The 24643-nt window shown below is 33.3% G+C and carries 23 protein-coding genes, 2 tRNA genes and 1 riboswitch; of the genes, 20 read left to right on the top strand and 5 right to left on the bottom strand.

Annotated elements, in window-relative coordinates:
* The first annotated feature begins 75 nt into the window (after positions 1-75).
* Both F8154_RS08710 and F8154_RS08705 read left to right on the top strand, forming a co-directional pair.
* Positions 76-759: an ABC transporter ATP-binding protein gene (locus F8154_RS08710; protein ID WP_151861230.1), complete on the top strand. Its 684-nt coding sequence runs from the start codon at positions 76-78 to the stop codon at positions 757-759.
* Entirely contained in the window at positions 756-3344 is a 2589-nt protein-coding gene (locus F8154_RS08705) for an ABC transporter permease (protein ID WP_151861229.1), read from the top strand. The genes F8154_RS08710 and F8154_RS08705 overlap by 4 nt, the downstream gene beginning before the upstream one ends.
* 63 nt (positions 3345-3407) lie before the next feature.
* On the opposite strand, the gene F8154_RS08700 is transcribed toward F8154_RS08705, so the two are convergent.
* Positions 3408-4613: an MFS transporter gene (locus tag F8154_RS08700; RefSeq protein ID WP_151861228.1), complete on the bottom strand. Its 1206-nt coding sequence runs from the start codon at positions 4611-4613 to the stop codon at positions 3408-3410.
* 423 nt (positions 4614-5036) lie between these two features.
* Between F8154_RS08700 and F8154_RS08695 the strand changes: the two genes are divergently transcribed.
* Positions 5037-5858 carry a M55 family metallopeptidase gene (locus tag F8154_RS08695; protein WP_151861227.1) on the top strand — a complete coding sequence of 274 codons (822 nt, stop codon included), beginning with the start codon at positions 5037-5039 and terminating at the stop codon, positions 5856-5858.
* Here F8154_RS08695 and F8154_RS08690 read toward each other — a convergent pair.
* Positions 5810-6070 (bottom strand): hypothetical protein, encoded by a 261-nt coding sequence (locus F8154_RS08690; RefSeq protein ID WP_151861226.1) that lies wholly within the window; start codon positions 6068-6070, stop codon positions 5810-5812. The two genes, F8154_RS08695 and F8154_RS08690, sit on opposite strands and share 49 nt — an antisense overlap.
* A gap of 182 nt (positions 6071-6252) precedes the next feature.
* Here F8154_RS08690 and F8154_RS08685 point away from each other — a divergent pair, with 182 nt between their 5' ends.
* From F8154_RS08685 to F8154_RS08670, 4 genes are all read left to right on the top strand, one after another.
* Positions 6253-6555, top strand: a complete 303-nt coding sequence (locus F8154_RS08685; RefSeq protein ID WP_151861225.1) for a DUF2325 domain-containing protein — start codon at positions 6253-6255, stop codon at positions 6553-6555.
* Between the two features lie 77 nt (positions 6556-6632).
* The gene (locus tag F8154_RS08680) at positions 6633-7232 is read left to right on the top strand and encodes a DUF3793 family protein (protein WP_243141211.1); all 600 of its coding nucleotides are present in this window, start codon (positions 6633-6635) and stop codon (positions 7230-7232) included.
* A gap of 154 nt (positions 7233-7386) precedes the next feature.
* Positions 7387-7475: transfer RNA gene (locus F8154_RS08675), tRNA-Ser, on the top strand.
* Between the two features lie 14 nt (positions 7476-7489).
* Positions 7490-7566, top strand: a tRNA-Ile gene (locus tag F8154_RS08670).
* Positions 7567-7629: 63 nt separating this feature from the next.
* Here F8154_RS08670 and F8154_RS08665 read toward each other — a convergent pair.
* Entirely contained in the window at positions 7630-8655 is a 1026-nt protein-coding gene (locus F8154_RS08665) for a ribonuclease H-like domain-containing protein (RefSeq protein WP_151861223.1), read from the bottom strand.
* Positions 8656-8962: 307 nt separating this feature from the next.
* Between F8154_RS08665 and F8154_RS08660 the strand changes: the two genes are divergently transcribed.
* Both F8154_RS08660 and F8154_RS08655 read left to right on the top strand, forming a co-directional pair.
* A complete protein-coding gene (locus F8154_RS08660; RefSeq protein WP_151861222.1) occupies positions 8963-10393 on the top strand; it encodes an S-layer homology domain-containing protein in 1431 nt (476 codons plus the stop codon).
* Positions 10394-10550: 157 nt separating this feature from the next.
* Positions 10551-12575, top strand: a complete 2025-nt coding sequence (locus F8154_RS08655; RefSeq protein ID WP_151861221.1) for an ATP-dependent helicase — start codon at positions 10551-10553, stop codon at positions 12573-12575.
* A gap of 144 nt (positions 12576-12719) precedes the next feature.
* Here F8154_RS08655 and F8154_RS08650 read toward each other — a convergent pair whose 3' ends face one another.
* Positions 12720-13721, bottom strand: coding sequence for an asparaginase (locus F8154_RS08650; RefSeq protein ID WP_151861220.1), 1002 nt, complete (start codon positions 13719-13721; stop codon positions 12720-12722).
* A gap of 457 nt (positions 13722-14178) precedes the next feature.
* On the opposite strand from F8154_RS08650, the gene F8154_RS08645 reads away from it, so the two are divergent.
* The 5 genes from F8154_RS08645 (at position 14179) to F8154_RS08625 (ending at position 18555) form a co-directional block, all read left to right on the top strand.
* A complete protein-coding gene (locus F8154_RS08645; RefSeq protein ID WP_151861219.1) occupies positions 14179-14787 on the top strand; it encodes a lactate utilization protein in 609 nt (202 codons plus the stop codon).
* Positions 14788-15004: 217 nt separating this feature from the next.
* Positions 15005-16162, top strand: coding sequence for a cysteine desulfurase family protein (locus F8154_RS08640; protein ID WP_151861218.1), 1158 nt, complete (start codon positions 15005-15007; stop codon positions 16160-16162).
* A 6-nt stretch (positions 16163-16168) separates the two neighbouring features.
* Positions 16169-17353, top strand: coding sequence for a tRNA uracil 4-sulfurtransferase ThiI (thiI, locus tag F8154_RS08635; protein ID WP_151861217.1), 1185 nt, complete (start codon positions 16169-16171; stop codon positions 17351-17353).
* A gap of 16 nt (positions 17354-17369) precedes the next feature.
* The gene (gene moaC / locus F8154_RS08630; protein ID WP_151861216.1) at positions 17370-17864 is read left to right on the top strand and encodes a cyclic pyranopterin monophosphate synthase MoaC; all 495 of its coding nucleotides are present in this window, start codon (positions 17370-17372) and stop codon (positions 17862-17864) included.
* A gap of 76 nt (positions 17865-17940) precedes the next feature.
* Positions 17941-18555, top strand: a complete 615-nt coding sequence (locus F8154_RS08625; protein WP_151861215.1) for a DNA-3-methyladenine glycosylase — start codon at positions 17941-17943, stop codon at positions 18553-18555.
* Between the two features lie 9 nt (positions 18556-18564).
* On the opposite strand, the gene F8154_RS08620 is transcribed toward F8154_RS08625, so the two are convergent.
* Complete coding sequence (locus F8154_RS08620) at positions 18565-19296, bottom strand: lysophospholipid acyltransferase family protein (protein ID WP_151861214.1); 732 nt, start codon at positions 19294-19296, stop codon at positions 18565-18567.
* Between the two features lie 144 nt (positions 19297-19440).
* Between F8154_RS08620 and F8154_RS08615 the strand changes: the two genes are divergently transcribed.
* From F8154_RS08615 to dapB, 6 genes are all read left to right on the top strand, one after another.
* Positions 19441-20274: a carbon-nitrogen hydrolase family protein gene (locus F8154_RS08615; RefSeq protein WP_151861213.1), complete on the top strand. Its 834-nt coding sequence runs from the start codon at positions 19441-19443 to the stop codon at positions 20272-20274.
* Between the two features lie 72 nt (positions 20275-20346).
* Positions 20347-20559 (top strand): DUF3006 domain-containing protein, encoded by a 213-nt coding sequence (locus F8154_RS08610; protein ID WP_151861212.1) that lies wholly within the window; start codon positions 20347-20349, stop codon positions 20557-20559.
* Between the two features lie 91 nt (positions 20560-20650).
* Positions 20651-21538, top strand: coding sequence for a cell wall hydrolase (locus F8154_RS15290; RefSeq protein WP_207706864.1), 888 nt, complete (start codon positions 20651-20653; stop codon positions 21536-21538).
* 70 nt (positions 21539-21608) lie between these two features.
* Positions 21609-21790: riboswitch (Lysine riboswitch) on the top strand.
* Between the two features lie 218 nt (positions 21791-22008).
* Positions 22009-23007, top strand: coding sequence for an aspartate-semialdehyde dehydrogenase (locus F8154_RS08600; RefSeq protein WP_151861211.1), 999 nt, complete (start codon positions 22009-22011; stop codon positions 23005-23007).
* A 15-nt stretch (positions 23008-23022) separates the two neighbouring features.
* Complete coding sequence (gene dapA, locus F8154_RS08595) at positions 23023-23895, top strand: 4-hydroxy-tetrahydrodipicolinate synthase (protein WP_192930214.1); 873 nt, start codon at positions 23023-23025, stop codon at positions 23893-23895.
* Positions 23896-23900: 5 nt separating this feature from the next.
* Entirely contained in the window at positions 23901-24632 is a 732-nt protein-coding gene (gene dapB, locus F8154_RS08590; protein WP_279237174.1) for a 4-hydroxy-tetrahydrodipicolinate reductase, read from the top strand.
* Positions 24633-24643: the final 11 nt, after the last annotated feature.

Raw genomic sequence — 24643 nt, 5'->3', positions numbered from 1 at the left:
GTCATTTTAAAAGTCACGGGATAGTCATTTTAGGCAGATATAATAAAATCATAAAATGAAAAGGAGTAGAGATAAATGGAAATATTAAAAGTAGAAAATCTGTCTAAAACCTATGGTAAAGGAAATATTCAAGTAAAAGCACTTAATAATGTATCCTTCAATGTGAAAAAGGGAGAGTTTGTTGCAATTGTAGGAGCATCAGGCTCTGGTAAGTCTACTTTATTGCATATTCTTGGAGGGGTAGATAGACCAACAAATGGAAAGGTATTTATAGATGACACTGATATATATTCTCTTAATGAGTCTAATCTTGCAATTTTTAGGCGAAGACAAATAGGACTAATATATCAATTTTATAATTTAATTCCAATATTAAATGTTGAAGAGAATATTACATTACCCCTATTACTAGACGGAAGAGAAGTTGATAAGGAGCAACTGAAAAATACATTAGCAACTCTTAATATAGCAAATAGAGTAAATCATCTTCCTAATGAGCTTTCAGGAGGCCAACAGCAAAGAGTCTCCATTGGAAGAGCATTAATTAATAAACCTGCATTAGTATTGGCAGATGAACCAACGGGTAATTTAGACAGCAAAAATTCAAAGGAAATAATAGAGCTTCTTAAAATATCAAATAAACAGTATAACCAAACTCTTGTTGTTATTACCCACGACCCACAGATAGCTCTACAAGCCGATAGGATGATTACCTTAGATGATGGATGCATCATTAAAGATGAGGTGATTAGACAATGAATATTCTAACAAAACTAACACTGCAGAATTTGAAGCTAAATAAAAAACGGACTATAGTTACAATTATTGGTATTATTTTATCTGGTGCAATGATATGTGGAGTAGCCACTATTGCAGCTAGCTCTCAAGACTTGATGATACAATCGGCAATTAAAACTGATGGAAACTACCATGCTGTTTTAAACAGTGTAAAATATGAAGATAGTAAATATATAAGAAATAATCCATCAACCGCCAAAGACATGTTAAGTAAAGAAATCGGATTTTCAATTTTTGAAAAATCAAACATAAATAACAAACCCTATATTCATATAAGCGCATACGATTCTAACACCTTTAAAAACATGCCTGTTAAACTTAAAGAGGGTCGTTGGCCTAAAAAATACAATGAAATTGTAATAACAGAAGATATTCTAACAAGTGGTGGTTCAGCCTATAATATTGGTAAAAAAGTAAAATTTGAAGTAGGCAATAGATTAAATGGAGGCAACTTAATATCTAGAAACACACCATTTATAGAGACAGAGGAACTAGATATATTTTCATTGGAAGAGTATATAATTACAGGTATAATTCATAAACCACGTATGGAATATGGCCTTAGTCCAGCATATACTGCCATAACCTACCTTGATGAAGCTCTGCTGAATAAAGAGGATACTATTGATGTTTTTGTTTTGCTAAAGAAACCTAAGAATATTTACGATATAATACCTAAAATGGCTGAAAATGTAGGGGATGTAAGTTATAAATATAACAATGAGTTATTAAAATGGATGAGGATATCAAAAAATGAAAATGCAAATAATATGTTCAATAAATTAGCTTTAATTATGTTTTTTTTAGTTGTGGTTGGTTCTGTAACAGTGATTTACAATGCATTTGCTATTTCAGTTAGTGAAAGAAAAAAACAATTTGGTATGCTTTCAAGCGTTGGAGCAACCCGTAATCAAATTAGTAAAATGATATTCTATGAAGGTGCATTATTAGGAGGTATAGGTATACCTATAGGGATTTTATCAGGAATAGTAGGAATTGGTATAACAATAAAGGTTGTAAACAGTTTAATCATAGATTCTATGTTTAATGAAGATGTTGCATTACGATTGATAATATCTCCCTATACTATTTTAACTACAGTTTTGTTTATGAGTATAACAATTTTATTATCTGTTTATATCCCTGCTAAAAAGGCTTCTAAAATTTCTCCAGTTGAAGCTATACGCCTTAACACAGACATAAAGATAAAGGGTAAAAATCTTAAAACCTCTAAGCTTACACGATTTTTATATGGAATTGAAGGAGAGCTTGCACTAAAAAATCTAAAAAGAAATCATAGAAGATATAGAGCTACTGTTTTTTCACTATTTATTAGTATTGTTTTATTTGTTTCCTTTTCATCCTTTATGAGATATGGTTTAATGACAAGCAACATGTATTATGGAGCAATAGATTTTGATTTAGCAGTATCAATGAAAAACATACCTTTAGAGAAGCAATTAGAGTTATACAATAAAACTGCTGGTATTAGTGGGGTTGACAGATATTCAATAGTAAGAAGAATAAACACTTCAACTAAATTACAACATTCTCAATTAAGTCCATATGTGCAAAAAGGACTTGAAAAAGATGATATGTATAAAATGAATGAAGATGGTAGCTATAATAATGGAATCTATATTGTAGCGGTTGGAAAAGAGGAGTTTAAAAGGTATATTGACAAAAACCAATTAGAGCCCTCAACCTTTATGAATACTAATAGCTTTCATGGTGTCTTGGTAAATAAAAATAATATTGGTGGGCGAATAGAATATGAACCAATGAATATTGAGGCGGGAGATACTCTTTATCTAAAGGATTCGTTGGGTGAAAGTAGTCAGATATCAACTGATATTAAAATGGAAATAGGGGCAGTTGCAGATAATCTACCTCTTGGAGTACCCTATACAGACTTTATGATGGCAAGTATAGTTGTTTCGGAAGAGGTATTTGAAGAACTTAGACAATTAATAAGTGAAGAGGGTCTTAAACTGGCAGATAAACCAAACATGATTATACAGACAAATAATAGTGATGGCATTACAGAGGCTTTAAAGCAATTAGACCCAAACATTTCTGAAAACTCACTTTCAATAGTAGATATTTCTGAAATGAAGGATGCAATGTTGAGAATAACCACTGTAATTGCAATCTTCCTTTATGGCTTTGTAACACTTATTACCTTAATTGGTGTAACCAATATATTTAACACAATAAGTACCAATGTAGCTTTACGACGAAGAGAATTTGCAATGCTGAAATCAGTAGGACTTACCCCGAAAGGCTTTAATAAAATGATTAACTATGAAAGTATTTTTTATGGACTCAAGGCACTGCTTTATGGTATGCCTGTTGGTGTTGCAATAAGTGTGTGGATTTATAACTCCTTTGGATATATATTTGAGTTCACATTTGTATTACCATGGCGTGAGATGCTAATATGTACTATAGGTGTATTTATTATAATATTCATAACCATGATGCATTCAAGTGCTAAGCTAAAAAAAGAAAATATTATAGATGCTTTAAGGGAAGAGAATCTTTAAGGAATAAAATATAAGGACTTAATCATAATTAAACTAAAGCATTAAGTCCTTTTTAATTATTACTTAACTTTTATCTATTCTATAGGCACTTTGTTTATTTACATTCAACCTATTGTTCATGTATTTTGTAACAAATATGATTAAGATTATCATAGCAAATGCTGTTATTAAATGGGTAGAAAAAATATCTGTAGAGTCCCTTATTAGCCCCATTAATGGTAATGTAACAGCTGCAGCAATATTAGTGCCTAAGCTATGAAATGAAAGCATTGTTGCTCTTTTGTCATTGGGTATATGCTTGTTAAGATATTTTGTTATAGTAGGTCTGTAAAAACCTCTTGCCATCTGTTGTAGTAGAATAGCAGCTACACCAATCCATACCTTTACTATACCAAGTAATATGAAGGAGACTATTATTAACAGAGCTAAGGATAATAGTGTTCTAGGCTTAGTTTTTTCTATAAAAAGATGACTTCTCTTAGAAGAATAGGCAGCTACTATATTAAATACCATAAAAATAATTCCAAAGTATCTTACTGGAATATTTACATTTTCCATATAGGGCTGAAAATACCAAAAACCAGCTCTATAAAAGGCAAAGAATACCATTGAAAACAACATTATAGCCTTTAGCTTTTCATGGTTCAAAACATATTTACAACTTTCTAAAATTTGATTAAAGTATTTAGTTTTTGTCTTCTGACCATCATTGTGGATTGAAGGCTCTTTAAAGGAAAAAGCTATTATTATGGTTAATATAATAAATCCTATTGAAATAATCATTGGCAAATGAATATTAATCTCGTAAACAAAGCCTGCAATTATAGAACCAATTGCTTGAGCATACAATGCCAAAGAACTTGCTAAGCCCTCAATTCTTGAGTACTGTCCTTCTCTATTAAGAAGCTTTAACGAGTCATATATAATTGCATTATCTGCTCCAGACTTAAAGCATAAGCCTAAGCTAAAGATAATCTCAGCAGTGGCAAGCACAATAAAGCGTTCACCTAATATGTACATGGTTAAGCTAATAACCCATAGAACTAAGCCTAATATAACACTTAGCTTTCGACTATATTTATCGGCTATGGCACCAGTGGGAACCTCAAAGACTACTACAGCAAAGGCTGCAATAGATTGTAGTAGCATAATTTCTGTAAAGGAAAGACCCTTTGCAACTAAATATAGCACTATTACAGGGCCTAGTATTAATAGGTCTGTAAATGTAGAGTAAAAATAATATGTTTTTATGTTTTTTTCTATAGTCATATTGACACCTCCAGGCTTTATTTATGTAACCGTCTTTACAGTACTCCCACTTCATAAGGGTGATATGAGTGCAACAAGCTTCGATTTAAGTTGAGCTAAGTTTACTTTATTATAGAAAACAAAAAAATCCACGTAGTCACAAAGATAGTGACTCCGTAGATTTTATCTACGTGTAGAAAAACATCCTGTATCGCTCACAAAAACATGCTTAGATACACTCACTAAGTATATTAAACTATTTTAGCATATAAGGAAATCGATGTAAAGACATGAATTGTATAAATTTTTAATAGTTATAATTCATTAAAATTAAAATCCACAAAAGGATAAAATTAAGAAAGCTGGAAGGATATATCTCTAAATCTATAGATTAAGTTATGTAAAAAAAAATTTAGCAATACTAAAAAACTAGGGGGGATTATTTTGAAATTTTACATTTCAGCTGATATTGAAGGAGTTAGTGGTGTGGTTAATAAAACCCACGGTTCACCTTCGGGACATGATTACAGTAGGGCAAGAAAGCTTATGACAGAAGAGGTTAATGCAGCAATAAAGGCACTGCAAAACAATGGAGCAACTAAAATAGTAGTAAATGACTCCCACGGACCAATGACAAACATATTATTAGAAGATCTGAATTCAGCTGCAGAGCTTATAACTGGTACACCTAAAAGGCTAGGTATGATGGAGGGGATTGACGAAACCTTTGATGCTGTTCTTTTTATTGGATATCACTCAAGAATGAATACAGCAGGTGTTTTAAGTCACTCTTACCACGGTGGGGTAGTTAATAGTATTAGAATAAATGGAAGGGAAGCCGGTGAGTTTTTATTAAATTCTTTAGTTGCAGGCTCATATAAGGTACCTGTAATAATGGCTTCAGGCGACAATATTCTATCTGAGGAAGTTAAAGATATTAATTCAGACATTGAAACAGCAGTTGTTAAAATTTCAAGAGGAAGATTTGCTGCACAATCCCTCAATCCAGTGATCGCACATAAAAAAATACAAGATAGTGTTAATACAGCACTTAAAGCAATTAAAAGTATAAAGCCTATTATTATTAACGGATCTATTGAGTTAGAGATAACTCTTGTAAACAGTGGAATGGCAGAAATTGCATCTATTATACCAGGTGTTACACTTTCTTCACCAAGTACAATTACATATAGGGCTAAAAATATAATTGAGGCTTATCAAGTTTTAAGGTGTACAACTTTAATTGCAAATAACACACTATTATAAAGAATTAAATCGAAAGAGCTATCCATAAAGTTTTTGATTTCTTTTTGGACAGCTCCTTTTGATTTTTTGCGATTATACTTAGTGTCACCTATAACTCCACATCCCCTATAAACATTAGGCATACTTCTGTTTAACTTATCAGGGGAATTAACAATTGCCTCTTTGGCACTTAGCTTAACCCTTTCCTTATATAGCTTTTTCTTTTTTCCCATAAGCTTTTTCCTCCTATACTTTGGTCTATATAAATAATATCACATAATAAGGCCAGTGAGAATATCTGATATTTCATAATATTAGAATAAGAACATATTGACAAATGATAAAACTTAATATACAATAATGATAATCAATATCAATAACACAATAATAAAGATTTAGGGGGAGTTGAATACATATGCGTGCATTACTGGTAGGTGGAGATAAGCTTGGAAATATACCAAATATACTTATGGAATACGGAATAAAGGATTACACCCATTGGACAGGAAGAAAAAAGGGAATGAGGAACTATGAAATACCAAATGAGACAGATATGATTATAGTGTTCTATGACTTTATAGAGCATAATATAACACAAATTGTGAAGGAAAAAGCTAAACAAAACAACATTCCCTGTGTATTTTCCAGAAGAGCCTGTAGTGATTTATCGAAGCAGCTTAATAACTGTAGACAATGTCCATACAATACTGGACAATAAGTAACTGGGCAAACAAGTATTATATAGTAAAAAATCTTATTGTTAAGCAGCATAAGTGTTTTAAGGGGGAAAATATCTTGGAGGTTAATGCTGAGAATTGCTATTGCTTAAATCAAAATAGTAATAATGAGTTTATTAAATGGATTGTTAGGGCCTTAGGGCCAGTCCTATTAGGAGTAAAGCCATCTGAAATATTAAGCTTTCCTGGTAATGATGAAATTAGCATTAATAAGAAGCAAAATGTAAAGGCCATCATTAAATATAGTTCAAAGATTAAGTTTAAGGAGTTTACATTTCCAAATGGATGTAGTAAGATACTCTTCTACAATGTTAGGCTTTTAGACTATACATTAAATCATGGTAGTAATTTGAAGTTTCTAAAAAGGTTAAACTATCCTACAGAATATAGCTTAAACAACTATTTAGATCACTTGATAATGAAAATGAAAGATGGAGAAATACCAGACGAAATAGGAGTATTTCTAGGATATCCACTAAAGGATGTAATAGGATTTATGGGGCATCCCTCTCTAAAGCTGACAAAGACCTGTGGCTGGAGGGTATATGGTGACCCTACTGTATCCGATAAAAAATATCAAGAGATTGTTGATGCAAAGAATAGAATTAACACTATGCTGTTAATAAATAAGCCTGATAAAGTAATTCAACTGGCCTAAACCATTGGTTTTTAGCTGGTTATTTTTTTGTAGATAATTTTTTGAAGTGTAATAAAATGGATTGTTGACAAGTGAAATTTCCTATGCTATACTATCAATTACAGTGTTAAAACGCAGTCACAGACTCAGTAGTAGCACCTTTGTCTAATAATAAGGAGAGGTGTCCGAGTGGTTTAAGGAGCTGGTCTTGAAAACCAGTGACTCCGAAAGGGGCCGTGGGTTCGAATCCCACCCTCTCCGCCATCCCAATATTATTGGGGCCTTTAGCTCAGTTGGTTAGAGCGTCCGGCTCATAACCGGTAGGTCCGGGGTTCGAGTCCCTGAAGGCCCACCAATTAAAAAGTCAGAGTATATATACTCTGACTTTTTGCGTTGTGGCTTTTTACTTTCACGCTAACTAACACATAGCTTCCTTAAAGGCTTTATTTATTATTTCTCCAATTAATACTTCTATAGCTAACAAATTGGGTGATGTAGTATCTACATGTAAAAAGCAATCTTCATATGGCTTTACACCTATATTTACAAATTGTACATGGGATATACCCAAAGCTCTTAGGTCTATATAATAGATTTTATTGCCGCTATCTAGCTTAGTATTTAATAACTGTATCTCAGTATTAAAAGCTCCAGCCCTTGAGTCCCAATAGAGCTTAAAGCCCTCATGGAAACAGCTTAGCTCTGGAAAATCAGCTAATTTATTAGATTCACCTGATAATATAATCCTCTTGTTATTAATGGATATATCCATAGAAGAGTAGGTGAAGTAAATCATATTATTGCTTAGCATTACCGAGTGCTTTCTTTTTCTACGAATATCTTCAGGTATGTAATTAAATATTTCTAACACTTTACCTAGATAGTATATATCCTCATAGTTGTGCAGTAGTATTTTTTCTAAAAGCTCATGGGATTTATTGGAAACAAAGGAGTTGTAAAGATTAACGCTATCAGCTCCAGTTATTAAATCCCTTCTGTTTATGCCCAAATATTTTTCAAGGGTTTTAAGCTTAAGGTTAGGTATATTTAAGCGGCTTTTAAAGGGTCTAATATGCTGAAGAATATCTATATGTGAGTAATCATCAATAGACCAATTAATCTTATGCTTCTTAAACCGTTCCTTTAAAAAGGGACAGTCAAAGGCTGCACCATTATATGTTATTAATGTATCAAATCTTTTTATGTCCTTTAAAAGCTCCTTTAAGATTAACCCCTCCTCAGATGGATCTTCTGCAAAAAGCTGTTTCAGCTTAACTGAGGCTGCTTCATAATGCAAATACCCAATAAGAATTACTTTATTATTATACTTACTTAGACCAGTTGTCTCGATATCTAGTATTAGAACATTATTAAGGTCATTAATTTCATAAATATAGTTAGGTAGTATAAGCTCCTCTTTCAATGTATGCTCTTTGATTATCATAGCTTCCTCCGCTGGTTTTAATCTAATAATATCAAAAAAAGCCTACAAGTTAAATAATCATTTATCTCAGCGGAGCTACTAATACTTATGCTTCTTAAGGGAGACATAAGTGCCACCAAGCTTGAAAATAAGCAGTGCTAGAGCTTGTGTAGAGTAAAAGCTCCATAGTAACTAAGTTTTCCTTATACGGTTATGGGTATATAGTATTAAAGCTTTGAAGATGTCATATAAATGTAAAGTAAAATTATATAAAAGTATGATATGATTGTAAATAATTAACAGGCTAATACAAGGGGGGCCAAAAAATATGAAGAAAATTGGGAAAATTATTATAATAATTGCTATTAGTGTTTTATCCATACATATCTCAACGGCTATAGGTGTATATAATGATATAGATAACCACTGGAGTAAAGAATATGTTAACTGGGCAACTAACACAGTTAGAATACTGGATGGGTTTGAGGATGGAAGCTTTAGACCCGATGAATCCATAAGTAGAATTGACTTTGCTTTAGCCTTAGACGATTTAATGTATAAAAAGGGCATCTATAGTGAAGCAGGCTTATACAGTGGTAGTGGTGAAAACATAGCCTATAAAGATATTGATAGTAATCATTGGGCATACGGTGAGTTAGCATTATTGGCAACATTTATATCGGATTATAGTGATACAGATATTACTTTTATGGATATATTTAAAGGTGAAAGCTTTAATCCTAATTCAGCAATTAATAGATATGAGGTATTATTACTGACAAGGGCAGTAACTACACCTCCTATTGATAATAATAATGTTTACTTTATAGATGTAGATAATAATACTCTATATTATGATCTTATTATAGAATCAGTTAATAATGGGATATTGAAGGGATACTCTGATGAAACCTTAAGGCTAGATAATAATATAACAAGAGCAGAAGCAGCCACGGTTTTAAAGCGGGTAGGGTCAGATTTAGAATATTTTTCTGACAGCTTTTTAGTATATAAAGATAGCTTATCTAATGAAGACAGGCTAGAGCTACCGTTATTTCAATCTTCAGAGGGACACGACGAGGAAGCAGAGCTACATCAAAAATTTATTGATGCAGTAACCTCTATACACTATAGCAATTTCGTAGGTCATATACCCTATGATGAAAGACACCTATATGATATGACACCTATTGAAACCTTATGGGAGCTAAAGAACGAAAACTATTTCAATGTAATAGGTAATAATTACTACCTCATTAAGTATGATGATAGTATTGTTTTGGAAAGAAAAGTGGAGCTTATGGAGGAAGGACTACAGCACCTATTCAATAATATGGATTCAAACATTGAAGGCTTAAGTGAGTTCTTATCAATAGCATCTGAGTATGTCCCCATTGAAGATATTAATACTATTATTGAGACAACATATAATGAAACTAATAATAGTCAAACTAAGCTAGAAACGGGTCTTTATAGTATTAGCAACCATATAGCAAATGAAGAGTTTGACGAAGGGATAAATGCCTATAAAAATCTTATTGGGTTTGACTTTAATAATAATATAAAGTCACAGCTTATACGGAATTATGGCTACCTGTTATTTTCTAATTATGGAGCTGAAGCAGCACTAAAGGAGCTATATGAACTAAGAAAGGAGATGGGTATTAATACGTACTCGTCATCTCCAGAACCCGTTGAATATGCAATAAATGGACTGATAAAGCAAATGCTGATGAAGTCTGGAAGCATTAGCCTATAAAAAAACTTAGTTCAGATGGAGCTTTAACTCCACCTGAACTCTAGTTGCCCTTATTTCGAAGCTTGGGGCACTTATGTCCCGTTTAAGAAGCGGGAGTGTTAGTAACGTCGCTGAGATAAATACTGGTTTAGAAAATATGTGTTAGAGGTACATTATAATGAGTCAAAAAAATAACTTCTTAAATGAAAAACAACTAAAGGCTGTAATACACAAGGATGGACCATGTATAGTTTATGCAGGTCCTGGATCAGGAAAAACCACCGTCATTACCCATAGAATATATAATCTAATAATGGAATATGGTGTAGCACCAGATAACATATTAGTAATATCATTTACAAAGGCAGCAGCCGAAGAAATGAAGCAAAGGTTTAACAAGCTAATGGATAATAGCTTAAAGAGCAATGTTAATTTCGGTACATTTCACTCAATTTTTTATAGAATTATAAGAGGCTGTTTTCCGTCTGAAAAGTTGAATATATTAAATGAAAAGGAAAAGCGTAATGTAATAAAAAACATAGTTAGAACTCTCGAAATTGAAAACTCTTACGATGAGGAGTTAATAAAGGAAATACTACAGGAGATAGGTATATTTAAATGTAACTACTATCTACAGGGTTCTTTTAATTCCAATGTTTTAGATAAAAAGGATTTTGACAGGGTAATTGACTGCTATGAAGCATATAAAAAAGATCACGGTAAAATAGACTTTGACGATATGTTGACTAAATGCTATGGAGCTTTAAAGAAGGAACCCAAATTATTAGAGTATTTAAGACGAAAGTTTAAGTATATATTGATAGATGAGTTTCAAGACATTAATAAAATTCAATTTGAAATTATTAAAATGCTGGCGCAACCAAATAACAATGTTTTTGTAGTTGGTGATGATGATCAGTCTATATATGGCTTTAGAGGGGCTAATCCCAGCTTTATTCTGAATTTTAATAGGATATTTCCCAACACAAAAAGAATAACTATTGATAGCAATTATAGATCCCAAAAGCATATTATAGATGCTGCCAACATGCTTATTTCTAAGAATAAATTTAGAGTAGAAAAGAAAATGGAATGTATTAATGAAAACCTACAGCCTTTAGAATTCTATTCACCCGCCAATAGAGTAGAGGAAAATAGACTGGTGGTTGAAATAATTGCAGATGCTATTAGTAGGGGTTATAGCTATAGCGACATTGCTGTAATATATAGAACTAATCTACAAGCCAATGGAATAATAGATACACTTATTGAAAGTAATCTTCCCTTTGTATGTAATGATAATATTGACAATATATTTGATCATTGGGTTTCAAGGGATATTATTTCCTATATTAGGGCTTCCTATAACCAACTGGATACCCAAAGTATAATTTCAATAATTAATAGACCAACAAGGTATATAACAAAAAAATCCATAAAAGAAGCTAGTCAGTACCATAAGGATTTAATAACTGCATTAAGGGTAAAGGGAGGTCTATTACCATATCAGCTTAAATTGATAAATGAATTGGAGGTTGCTTTTAAGTCAATCAGAAATATGAAGCTAAAGGATGCTATTGGTTACATACGTAAGGTGGTAGGCTATGACCAGTATATTTCTAGCTATTGTCAAGAAAAGAATATTCCAAGTAATGGACTATTTGATACCCTAGATGAGCTTGAAGAAGCCTGTAAAAAATATGAAGATGTTGAATCCCTTTATAGGGGAATAAATACCTTAAAGAATGAAAGCATAAAACCTTTAAAGAATAATAAAGATAATAATTGCATTTCACTTCTTACAATGCATAGTGCTAAGGGCTTAGAATATGGTGTTGTAATTATAATCGGTGCTATTGAAGCTATAACCCCCCATAAACGATCTATAGACAGCAGTGAATTGCTAGAGGAAGAAAGAAGACTTTTCTATGTCGCTATAACCAGGGCTAAAGAACAGCTTCATATTATATCACCAAAAACCAGATATGAAGCAACTGTACAAGCCTCAAGATTTATTGAGGAGATGAAGTGCTACGACATAGAAAAAGCAAAGCTAGTAAAGGGAAGAGAAGTAGTACACAAGCTATTTGGAAAAGGTTCAATAATTAAAGTTTTAGACAATATCATTAAGGTTCGTTTCACAACTAATGAGGTTAGAGACTTTGACCTTGCTACATGCCTAAAAAATAACATTTTTAAATAGTTTTTTATACACTTATAATTACATAGGAAAGCTCATTGTGAGCCCCTATGTAATACTTTATATCAGCTTCGTTATTAATGCTGTCATTTCTAAAGTGGGAGATAAGTGCAACTAAGCTTCTAAATAAGTGGAGCTGAGTTTTTTTTATTTTTTGGTACCATACTGAGTATGCTCCATTATTTGTTTTATTTCATTTAGGCTTTGTGTTACTGATAGGGCAAGCATTAGCTTAATTCTAGCCTTTTGGCCTGGTAAGTCTCCACCTAGAATTACACCTAGATTTCTGAGGCTTCTGCCACCACCCACATATCCATAGGTATCTAACACACGACCAGTTGGACAACGTGAAACCATTACAACAGCTACATTATTTGCTATTGCATATGTAATTCCATCTATCATACCTGGTGGAACATTACCTCTGCCCATAGCCTCAATAACTATTCCTCTAGAACCGGAGTCTACACAAAATTTTATTAGTCTCGAGTCCATACCAGCAACACATTTTATTAAATCCACCTCAGGTATAATTGTATCTGTATAAATATGCTGTCTGTTTACAATTTCTCTATGGAGAATCACCTCATCATTGTCAACAATACCTAAGGGACCAAATTCTAAAGACTTAAAAGTATCTAGGCTTAAGGTATTAGTTTTAGTTACTTCACTAGCAGCATTTACTTCATTGTTCATAACCACTAAAACACCTTTACCCTTAGCTTCAGGGGATATTGCAGTACAAACCGCTGCCGCTAAATTACTGGGACCGTCGTAGCCTAGCTCAGAGGAATTCCTCATTGCACCAGCTATAATTACAGATTTTTTTGAGTTTATAGTTAAATCCAACAGAAAAGCTGTTTCCTCCAAGGTATCGGTTCCGTGGGTAATTACAACTCCATCTATATTCTCCCTATTAAGTGTATCAACCACTATCCTTCGTAGGTCCATCATTAAAGCAGGGCCAATATGAGGACCAGGTAAAGTTGTAAAATTTATTATTTCTATGGTGGCATACTTATCAATATTTGTAACCAATGAAAGTATTTCCTGACTAGAAAGGGATGGTATGGCAGCACCTATTCTAGGATCTACAGACATAGATATGGTTCCACCAGTGAAAATAACAGCAATTCTAGGCTTATTCATACTCAACCTCCTTAAGTTTTCTTTATTTCAACCGTTAGTCAAACGTATTTGATACAAGAACATTATACATTATTGTGTTTATTTTGTGAATTAAAGTATATGATATAGTAATTTTTGCAAAAAAAATAGCTGGGGTTCGTCGCCCAGCCTCACATCAATCTAGATGTGATTTTCAAAAGGGGTATTGGGAATAAAATTATATAAATCGAGGTTACCAGGGGGATAACCACAAATATATTATAACAAGATTCGACAAATTCTGCAATGGTATCTACTTAAAAAAAATATTTAATTAATAATTACTATTCTTTTCCACAGTCTTAACACAGGGGAGTTACTAGCATTCCAGCTTCTTAGGATAAACATAAGTGTAGTCAAACTATGATATTAGTTTTATATTGTAATATAATGTATAATACTATTAATAAAGAAAAATTGGACTAGGGGGATTTTTTATATGAGCAAGATTAATACAATTTTAAGAAATTTAGAGAAAAAAGGAATACAATTTAGTTACTATGAAACAGCAGAGGATGCCAAACAAGCAATACTAAAAGAAATTCAACCTGACAATGTAGTTGGTATTGGTGGCTCTATGACTATTAATAGCCTGAAGCTTTATGAAGAGCTAAAAAGGGCAGGTAATACTGTTTATTGGCATTGGAAGGTTGATGCTTCTGAGGCTAACGAAGTGAGAAGAAAAGCTTCAACAGCAGATGTCTACCTAACAAGTACAAATGCTTTAACAGAAGAAGGAGAATTAATTAACATTGATGGTGTTGGTAATCGTGTCGCCGCTATGTTCTATGGTCCAAAAAAAGTAATTGTGGTGTGTGGAATAAATAAAATCTCAACTGATTTAATATCTGCAATAGATAGAATAAAAGCCAGATCATGCCCACCTAATGCTAAAAGATTAGGTCTTAAGACTCCATGTGCTGAAACAGATATATGTAACGATTGCTTAAGTAAAGATAGGATGTGTAATGTAACTACAATTATAAATCATAAGCCAATGACAGTTGATTTAAAGGTTATTATAATCGGAGAAGAATTAGGATATTAATAGCTTGGAAGAAAATCCCTGTAGGACAATTAAGGGGTTTTCTTTATGGATATTAATATATCTGCATCTCTTTAATTTCCCAGGTAATATAATTCAGAACCTCTCTATTACTTAAAAGAGTATTTATGGTTATAATAATATGGAAGGAAAACTTTACAAATTTATGCTAATTAGATATCATAATAGCTGTAAACTTATGAATTGAAGGTGAATTTAATTGGAAGCTTATTTAGATAACGCAGCAACAACAAAGGTAAAGCCAGAAGCAATGAAGGCTATTGAATTAGCTATGACAGAAATGTATGGTAATCCATCCTCATTACATAGAAAAGGACTAGAGGTAGAAAAAAAAATAAAGGAAGCTAGAGTAATAATAGCAAAAGCATTAGGCTGTAAAGAACAAGAGATATACTTTACTTCTGGTGGTACTGAGGCCAATAACATTGCCATTAGAGGAATTGCTGAAGCCAACTGTAGAAGTGGTAAACATATTATTACATCAAAAATAGAACACCCATCGGTACTTAATACCTTTCATTATTTAGAAACAAAGGGATTTAGAGTTACCTATTTAGATGTAGATGCAAATGGCTTTATCTCCCTTAAGCAAATAGAAGATTCAATTGGTGATGAAACAATACTTGTCAGTATAATGCATGTGAACAATGAAACAGGGGCTATTCAGCCTATAAAGGAAATATGCCAGCTTATAAAAAAAAGAAATAATAATACCCTATTTCATGTTGATGCAGTTCAGTCATTTGGTAAAATCCCCTTTAAAGCCCATAGTTTACAGGTGGATAGCATTTCAATAAGTGGACATAAAATCCATGGGCCTAAGGGAATTGGAGGATTATATGTTAATAAGGGAGCCAAGATTAACCCAATAACTACAGGTGGAAAACACGAATTAGGATTAAGACCTGGAACAGAGAACACCCCTGGAATTTTTGGCTTTGGAGAGGCTGTAAAGCTTATATTTAAGGATCAAAACAAGTATATTAATAGCATTACTGAGCTAAAGAGCTATTTTTATAATTTATTATCAAGTGAAATAGAAGACTTGGTGTTTAATAGCGGGAATGATAATGGTTTCGCACCCAATATATTAAATGTCTCCTTTTTAGGTGTGAAAAGTGAAGTGTTACTTCACAGTCTTGAGGTAGATGATGTTTTTGTTTCGTCAGGCTCAGCCTGTTCATCAAAAAAGAAGGGCTTTAGTCATGTATTAACTGCTATGGGCTTAAAGGAGAATATTATCGACAGTGCAATACGTGTAAGCTTTAGTGATATTAACACAAAGGAAGAACTTGACTATGCTACCGAAAGAATTAAGCATCATGTAGGCCATCTACGTAAAATTATGAAGAGGTGATAGTGCTTGGAAAGAACAATAATTATAAGATACGGAGAAATTGTATTAAAGGGACAAAATAGAAGATTTTTTGAAGATAAGCTAGTAAAGCAAATACGATTTGCAATAAAGGATTTAGGTGATATACGAACCTATAAGAAGGATAGCCGCATATATATAGACTCTGAGGGCTTTGATGAGGATCAAATAGTTCAAAGGGTTAAAAAGATATTTGGTATTATACTTATTAGCAGAGCCATAAGGCTTCCTGTAGATTTTGAATTAATTAAAAGAACTGCCTGTGAAGAAATTGAAAGAAAGCATAAAACTGACGGAGTAAAGACATTTAAGGTAGATAGTAAAAGAGTAGACAAAAGCTTTCCATTAAAATCTCCTGAAATTAGTAGAGAGGTTGGAGGCTATATACTACAAAATCAAAGCAATGCAACTGTAGATATACATAATCCAGACGTAACTGTTTATGTAGAGATAAGGGATGAAGCCTATATATTTGTTGAAAAGATAAAGGGCTTTGGAGGACTACCAATAGGCTCAAGCTGTAAAGGTCTTTTATTGCTATCTGGAGGAATAGACAGCCCTGTTGCAGGTTGGCTAACTGCAAGAAGAGGCTTAGAAATTGATGCAGTTCATTTCCATAGCTACCCCTTTACAAGTGAAAGGGCAAGGGAAAAGGTATTAGAGCTGGCTAAAACCTTAGCTATCTACATAGGTAGCTTTAAAATGTATTCAATTAATCTATTACCTATACAACAGGAAATTAATGAAAAATGTAAAGAAGAAGAAATGACAATTATATCTCGAAGGTTTATGATGAAGATAGCTGAAAATATTGCAATCAATAGAGCCGATGCTAAGGCTTTAATTACAGGTGAGAGTATTGGACAGGTTGCAAGTCAAACCGTTGAAAGTCTACACACCACCAATTCCTCTGTGGACTTACCGGTTTTTAGACCCCTTATTGCCATGAATAAGGAAGATATAATCCAATTAGCAAGGGATATAGGAACCTATGAAACATCAATTCTACCCTATGAAGACTGCTGCACGGTTTTTTTACCTAAAAGACCATTAACCAAGCCACGGCTAGAAAAAATATTGACCTCTGAAGCTAGGTTAGATGTAGAGGCATTGATTAAAAATGCTATTGAGAATATGGAGATTCAGGTAATCTCAATAGATGATTTTATATAGAAGGGAGCAAGCTTAAATGAATAGTTGTGATTTTACCCACTTTAATGAAGAGGGTAGAGCAAAGATGGTTGATGTAGGGGAAAAATTAAATACTAGAAGAGAGGCAGTTGCTAAAGGAAGCATATATATGAGGCCTGAAACCTTAACTAAAATAATTGACAAAACAATAGGCAAAGGTGATGTTTTAGCAGTGTCACAGGTGGCTGGAATAATGGCGGCTAAAAAGACAAGCGAATTAGTTCCTATGTGTCATAACATAATATTAACAGGTGCCAATATAAGCTTTTCAATTGATAAGAGTAACAGTAAAATAGATATTGAAGCCATAGTGGCTACAACTGGAAAAACAGGTGTAGAAATAGAAGCGTTAAATGCTGTTTCTGTTTCAGCCATAACAATATATGATATGTGTAAGGCAATTGACAGAGGCATGAGAATAACAGATATACGGCTGGTGAAAAAGACTGGTGGCAAATCGGGGGCTTATATTAGCGAAGATTACAGTAAGTAACAATAATTGAGCAATAGTACTATGAAGGCAATCAACAAAGTAAGAGGAAAAAATCAAACTTAAAGGGTGTTCTGTAATGAATAAGCTTAAAAGACAGTTTTATGCTAGAAACACTTTAGACGTGGCGAGGGATTTATTGGGCAAGCTTATTGTCATTAAGGATAACAATAGCATTATAAGTGGTAGGATTGTTGAAACCGAGGGTTATGTAGGTAAAATTGATAAAGCCGCCCATTGCTATCCTAATAAAAAAACCCCACGAACGGAGGTTATGTTTGGTGAACCTGGCCATGCCTACGTATACTTAATTTACGGCATGTATCATTGTCTAAACATTGTTACAGAGCCACTAAATGAACCAGCAGCTGTATTAATCAGAGCAATAGAGCCAATAGAAGGTATAGAAGCTATGTGCAATATAAGATATCAAAAGCCCTTATCTCAATTAACCAAAAAGCAAATAGTAAACTTAACCAATGGACCTGGTAAGCTTTGCATGGCACTAGGAGTGAACAAAACCCATAACAAGCTAGATTTATGTGGAGATTCGATGTTTATAATTGATGAAGGAGAAAATAACATCAGTATAGAAACAAGTAAACGTATTAATATTGGCTATGCCCAAGAAGCCGCTGATTTTCCCTGGAGATTTTTTATTAAGGGGAATCCATATGTTTCTGTAAGCAAATAATACCCAAACTTAATTGCTATATACACTTTGGTTGTTTTCAAGGTTATCTTTAATAATATTGAATACCATAACAGTTAAATCAGTAGCTTTATCTGTATCTATTTCATTTACATTTATAGCCTCTGAAATAATAATTTGAACATCAGCAGGATTAATTTTATTGGTAGCCTCTAAAATTTTATAGGAGCCCTTAATAGTTATTGGGACTATAGGTACATCTGCCTTCGCAGCCATTCTTAGACTTCCAGGCTTAAAGGGTTGAATTTCATTTCCCTTACTACGGGTTCCCTCAGGGAATATAACTATAGATTGTCCAGATTTTAATACCTCTATAGCCCTAGTTATAGCCCTTAAGGATTGCCTTAAATCCTTCCTATCAATAAATACGCACTCTAATAATTCCATCCAACGATTAATAATTGGCATTTTCTTAAGCTCAATTTTTGCAACAAAGCCTATTGATTTAGGCAGGTTTGAAAGGAGCAAGGGTATATCAAAATTTCCTTGATGATTACTAACAAAAAGAACAGGGCCATCAGGGATATTATTAACACCCATAACTTCAATATTACTACCAGTTAATGCAACTAATTTTTTAGACCATTTATGGGCTATATTTTGTGTAAACCTTCTCTTTCTTAGCAATTCTCCTTTTTTATTTAAGTACATTGCAAATGGAAGAAGAAAAACGGTACCTATGGTATATACCCAAAACATAAAAAACCATATAGTTGTTCGCATATTTTGTAACCCCCTAAATACATAAATAGTATAATACTATTTTAATGGCTAAGCTATTAAATAGCAAATATCAAAATTGATTTGTATAAAATTAAAAAAAGCAAGGCAATATAGTTTAATAATTTTTGTGAAGGGGATGAGAGGATGGAGAATAGTTTTACCGTTGCAATATGTCAAATGCTAGTGGTGGATGATAAAGCTAAAAACCTTGAAAAGGCAGAAGATATGATACTTAAGGCTGTAAAGGATAAGGGAGCTAAGCTGGTGGTTTTACCTGAAATGTTTAATTGCCCATATGATAATGAGTTATTTCGCCAGTACGCCGAGGAGCTACCAGGGGAAACTACAAAAATGCTATCCCGTTTAGCTAAAGAGTTAAATGTATTTATAGTAGGTGGCTCTATACCAGAAAAATCTGGTGGCAAAATATATAATACCTCCTTTGTGTTTAATGATAAAGGTGAAAACGTTGGAAGACATAGAAAAATCCATTTGTTTGATATAGATATAAAAGACAAAATAACCTTTAAAGAGTCAGATATGCTTGGTTATGGTGAAGATATTACCATTATAGATACACCATTTTGCCCAATAGGCGTAGCCATATGCTATGATATTAGATTTCCAGAGCTAATGAGGCTTATGGCCCTTAGTGGAGCTAAGGTTTTTATTATTCCTGCCGCCTTTAATATGACCACAGGTCCAGCCCATTGGCATCAGCTGCTTAAGGTAAGGGCGTTAGACAACCAAGTGTATGTTGTTGCAGCAGCACCAGCAAGAAATAACAACGCAGCCTACATAGCCTATGGCTATTCATCAATTGTTAATCCTTGGGGCAAAGCTATTGCCGAAGCAAATGAGAAGGAGGATATTATCTGTGGTGAGATAGACCTTAACTACTTAGAAAGGGTAAGGGAAGAGCTACCATTGTTAAAGCATCGACGTACTGACCTATATAATTTAGAATTCCGCAGATAAAATAATGAAAAAAAAGGAAAACGGGGTTTAGATGCTTAATATAAAAAAAATAAAAGTAACGAGGGGGATACTATGAAAAAGGGAATAATAGATCGTTTTGAAGGTAGGTTTGCTGTAGTTGAAATCGAAGGGCAGTTCAAAAATATTGAAAGGGGTAATCTTCCCCCCCATGCAAAAGAAGGTGACGTAATACTGATGGATGGAAAGAGAATTAAAATTGATAGTGAAGAAACAAAAAAGAGAAGCAGTAGTATTAAGAAATTGATGGATGGTTTATTTAAATAATCCAATAATGGCAATAGTTACACCACTTGATTTCATGTACATTGACCTATTTTTATGCTAAAATTTTTTACATACAGAAAGGTTGATGATGATGAGAAAAAGATTTTTTAATAATAAATATGCTGTATACTCTATTATTGTTTCTTTAATGGTTTTAACTGTTTCTATACATATGCTTTTGAATCAGATTGAAAAATCAAATGAAAAAGCAGTAGCTTATGAAGCTACAAATGATGAAGTTAATGGAGCTATAAAGCCTAAATACAACAATGACAATAGGGATGAAGCTGAAGAGGCTACTAAAGATACATATGAGGATATTAAAGCCACGAAGAAGGAAAAGCTAGAGGATGAAGAAAAAATAGATAACACAAAAGAACAGATTAAGCCTCAAGAAGCTACGATTAATATGGAACCTATTAATTCGGAAGAGTATATAGTAAAAGAAAATGATAGCCTATATTTGATAGCTAAAAGGGCAAGTCTAACTATTGAAGAAATAAAAAAATATAATAATATTAATACTGATAAAATAACAGTGGGACAAGTGCTGGTTTTAAAGCCAACAAAAACCTCTGAAATAGAGGTGACAGCCTCAAGGGGTGAAACAAGGGCTGATGACATATATTGGTTAAGCAGAATTATTCATGCAGAAGCCCAAGGAGAGCCCTATGAAGGTAAAGTTGCTGTTGGGAATGTAATATTAAATAGAGTTAAAAGCAGTGATTTTCCAAATACTATTTATGGAGTAATTTTTGATAAGCAGCATGGCTACACACAGTTTTCACCAGTAATTGACGGTACAGTTAATAATACACCTAATAATGATAGCATAAAGGCGGCAGCTGCAGCACTTAATGGAGAAGCACCAGTGGGTGAGGTTTTATATTTTCTAAACCCAGTAAAGTCAACAAACTTCTGGATAGTTGAAAATAGAAGATTTTATAAAACTATTGGTGACCACGATTTTTATTATTAAAAAAATCAAAATCAGTTGACAGGGGGTTTTACCCTGTGATAAACTACCTACAATGTATAACTAAATATGATTAATAAATAGAGGTGCACTGAAGAAGAGTATATGGTAAGTGATAAGAAGGAAAGTCTTCGATATTACCATAAAAAGGCTGACGTGCCGAAACAGTCAAATTACTTTCAGCTTGACTGTTGGGGGTCTGGTGAATAACTAGGCAACTGTCATGAAAGAATTTCATGGAGTGCTATTTGTTTATTACGATATGGTTACGATATAATAGATTTATATTTGTGCTTTTATTGTGTTGACAAAACTCCTAAAAATTATTTTAGGAGTTTTTTATAGCAATTTTTGCAACATAATAAGCATTTTATACAATATAATTTGCAAATAATTTTAATATAATAGAATAAAGATTAATAATATATTGTTTTAAATTTAGCTTAATACTATATACAGGAAGGGGATTTTATATGGGCTTAATTGTTGGTGTTGTCGGTGCTACTGGTGCAGTAGGGTCAAAAATGGTAGAAATACTAGAGGAAAGAAATCTACCTATTAGTTCATTAAGATTGTTTGCATCAGAAAAATCTAAGGGATCTACCGTTTTATTTAAGGGAAAGGAAATTAAAGTTGAGCTGCTAACTGAAGAAGCCATGAGGGATAGCTTTGACTATTTACTATTTTCTGCTGGTGGTGGTGTTTCTGAGAAATTTGCTCCAATAGCCTCAGAGGCAGGTAACATAGTAATAGATAATTCTTCCCAATGGAGGATGACAGAAGGAATACCACTTGTGGTTCCTGAGGTAAACTCCCATGTACTAAAGGGATATAGAGGTATTATTGCTAATCCCAACTGTTCAACCATTCAAATGGTTGTTGCCTTAGGGCCTCTACACAAGAGCTTTGGAATGAAGCGAATAGTAGTTTCTACCTATCAAGCTGTGTCTGGTAGTGGATTTAAAGCTATTCAAGAGCTGGAGAATCAAGTTAAGGATAAGAATTATCCAAATGAGGTCTACACAAGAAAAATACATGGAAATTGTATACCTCATATAGATGTTTTCTATGATAATGGATTTACAAAGGAAGAGTTAAAGATGGTATACGAAACACAAAAAATATTTGAAAACAAAGATATTGAAGTTAATGCCACAACCGTTAGAATTCCTGTTTACTATGGTCACAGCGAATCTATTACTGTTGAATTTGAGAAAACACCAGAAATACATGAGGTTAAGGAAATATTAGAAAAGGCAGACGGTGTTATTTTAATGGATAACCCAAAGGAAAACTGTTATCCAACACCATTAGAAGTAGAAAACACAGATAGTACCTATGTAGGAAGAATAAGAAAAGACCTATTTAACCCTAAATGTCTTTCCTTATGGGTGGTGGCTGATAATTTAAGGAAGGGTGCTGCAACAAATGCAGTACAGATTATTGAAGCTATGGAAAATATCAAATTATAGAAGGGAGAAATATTTATGTTTAATGGTTCGGGAGTTGCTATAGTTACCCCCTTTAAAGGGAGTAACATAGACTTAGAAGGTTTTAAAGCTTTAATAGAGTTTCACCTAGAGAATGAAACACAGGCCTTAATTGTACTTGGTACAACAGGTGAAGCCTCAACTGTAAGCCATGAGGAAAGGGTACAGATAGTTAAAACCGCCGTTGAAGTAGCTGGTGGTAAAATACCCGTTATAGTTGGAACAGGCTCAAACAGTACAGAAGCCGCAGTTAATTATACAAGGGAGGCAGAAGCTCTAGGTGCAGATGGAGCCCTAGTTGTAACACCCTACTACAATAAAGCCACCCAAAAAGGACTGATAGCCCATTACACAGAGATTGCTAATTCTACAAAGCTACCCATTATATTATATAATGTACCCTCCCGTACAGGTGTCAACATATTACCACAAACAGTTGCAGAGCTTGCAGAGGTTGACAACATTATTGCCATAAAGGAAGCTAGTGGAAACATTTCTCAAATATTAGAGGTTAAAAGATTAGTTCCAAATAGCTTTAAAATATATTCGGGAAACGATGATCAGGTAATTCCTATCTATAGCTGCGGGGGGCATGGTGTAATATCTGTATCAGCAAATATAATACCAAAGGAAATGCAACAGATGTGTAAAGCCTTTATGGATGGAAGGGTAAGTGAAGCATTAGATTTACAATTAAAGTATAAAAAGCTAATCGACTATTTGTTTATTGAGGTTAATCCAATACCTGTAAAGGCTGCACTAAATGAAATGAAGTTTATTTCTAACCAACTACGATCACCTTTAACAGTATTAGAAGAAGGAAATTTAGAAAAACTAAGAAGTGAAATGAAGACTCAAAATATCATTTGAAGGGAATGATCCTTGTGAACTTATATATATGGGGGATTAGCGGTAGAATGGGGCAAAACATTTTCCGTCTAGCAAAGGAAGATTCCCAATGGATAAATATAGGTGGTGTTAGCAGTAGCACCCCTGTAGAAAGCATTGAGTTTAAAGCAGATGTTGTTATAGATTTTTCACATCCAACAACAGTAAACAGCCTACTGGAATATTGCATTAAAAATAAAACTCCATTGGTAATTGGAACCACAGGATTTGATGATGAGGATTTAAATAAAATTAAAGAAGCCTCAAAGACTATACCAATATTACATGCAACTAATATGTCACTTGGTATGAACATAATGTTTTCGCTGGTGGAAAGGGTGGCAGCAATACTTAAGAACAAAGTTGATATCGAAGTAATAGAGGCACACCATAATAGAAAAATGGATGCTCCATCAGGAAGTGCAACAACTATAGTGGAGGCAATAGAAAAAGGGCTAGAAGCCACTACAAAGCATCAGCACGGGAGATACGGACAATGTCCAAGAGAGAAGGGGGAAATAGGAGTTCATGCTATACGGGGAGGTAATATTGTAGGACTTCATGAAGCACATTTTATTAATGATTTAGAAACATTAAAGATTATCCATGAAGCCCATGACAGGTCAGTATTTGCACAAGGGGCTCTTGTGGCTGCAAAGTTTATAATAAATAAAGCAAATGGTTTATACAATATGAAAAATGTACTTGGAATAGACTAAGGAGGAAGCAT

This window comes from Alkaliphilus pronyensis (assembly GCF_009017275.1).
GTDB classification, from domain to species: Bacteria; Bacillota; Clostridia; order Peptostreptococcales; family Natronincolaceae; genus Alkaliphilus_C; species Alkaliphilus_C pronyensis.
The sequence above is the reverse complement of the archived record's forward strand: the minus strand, read 5'-3'. Positions and strand labels throughout refer to the sequence as shown.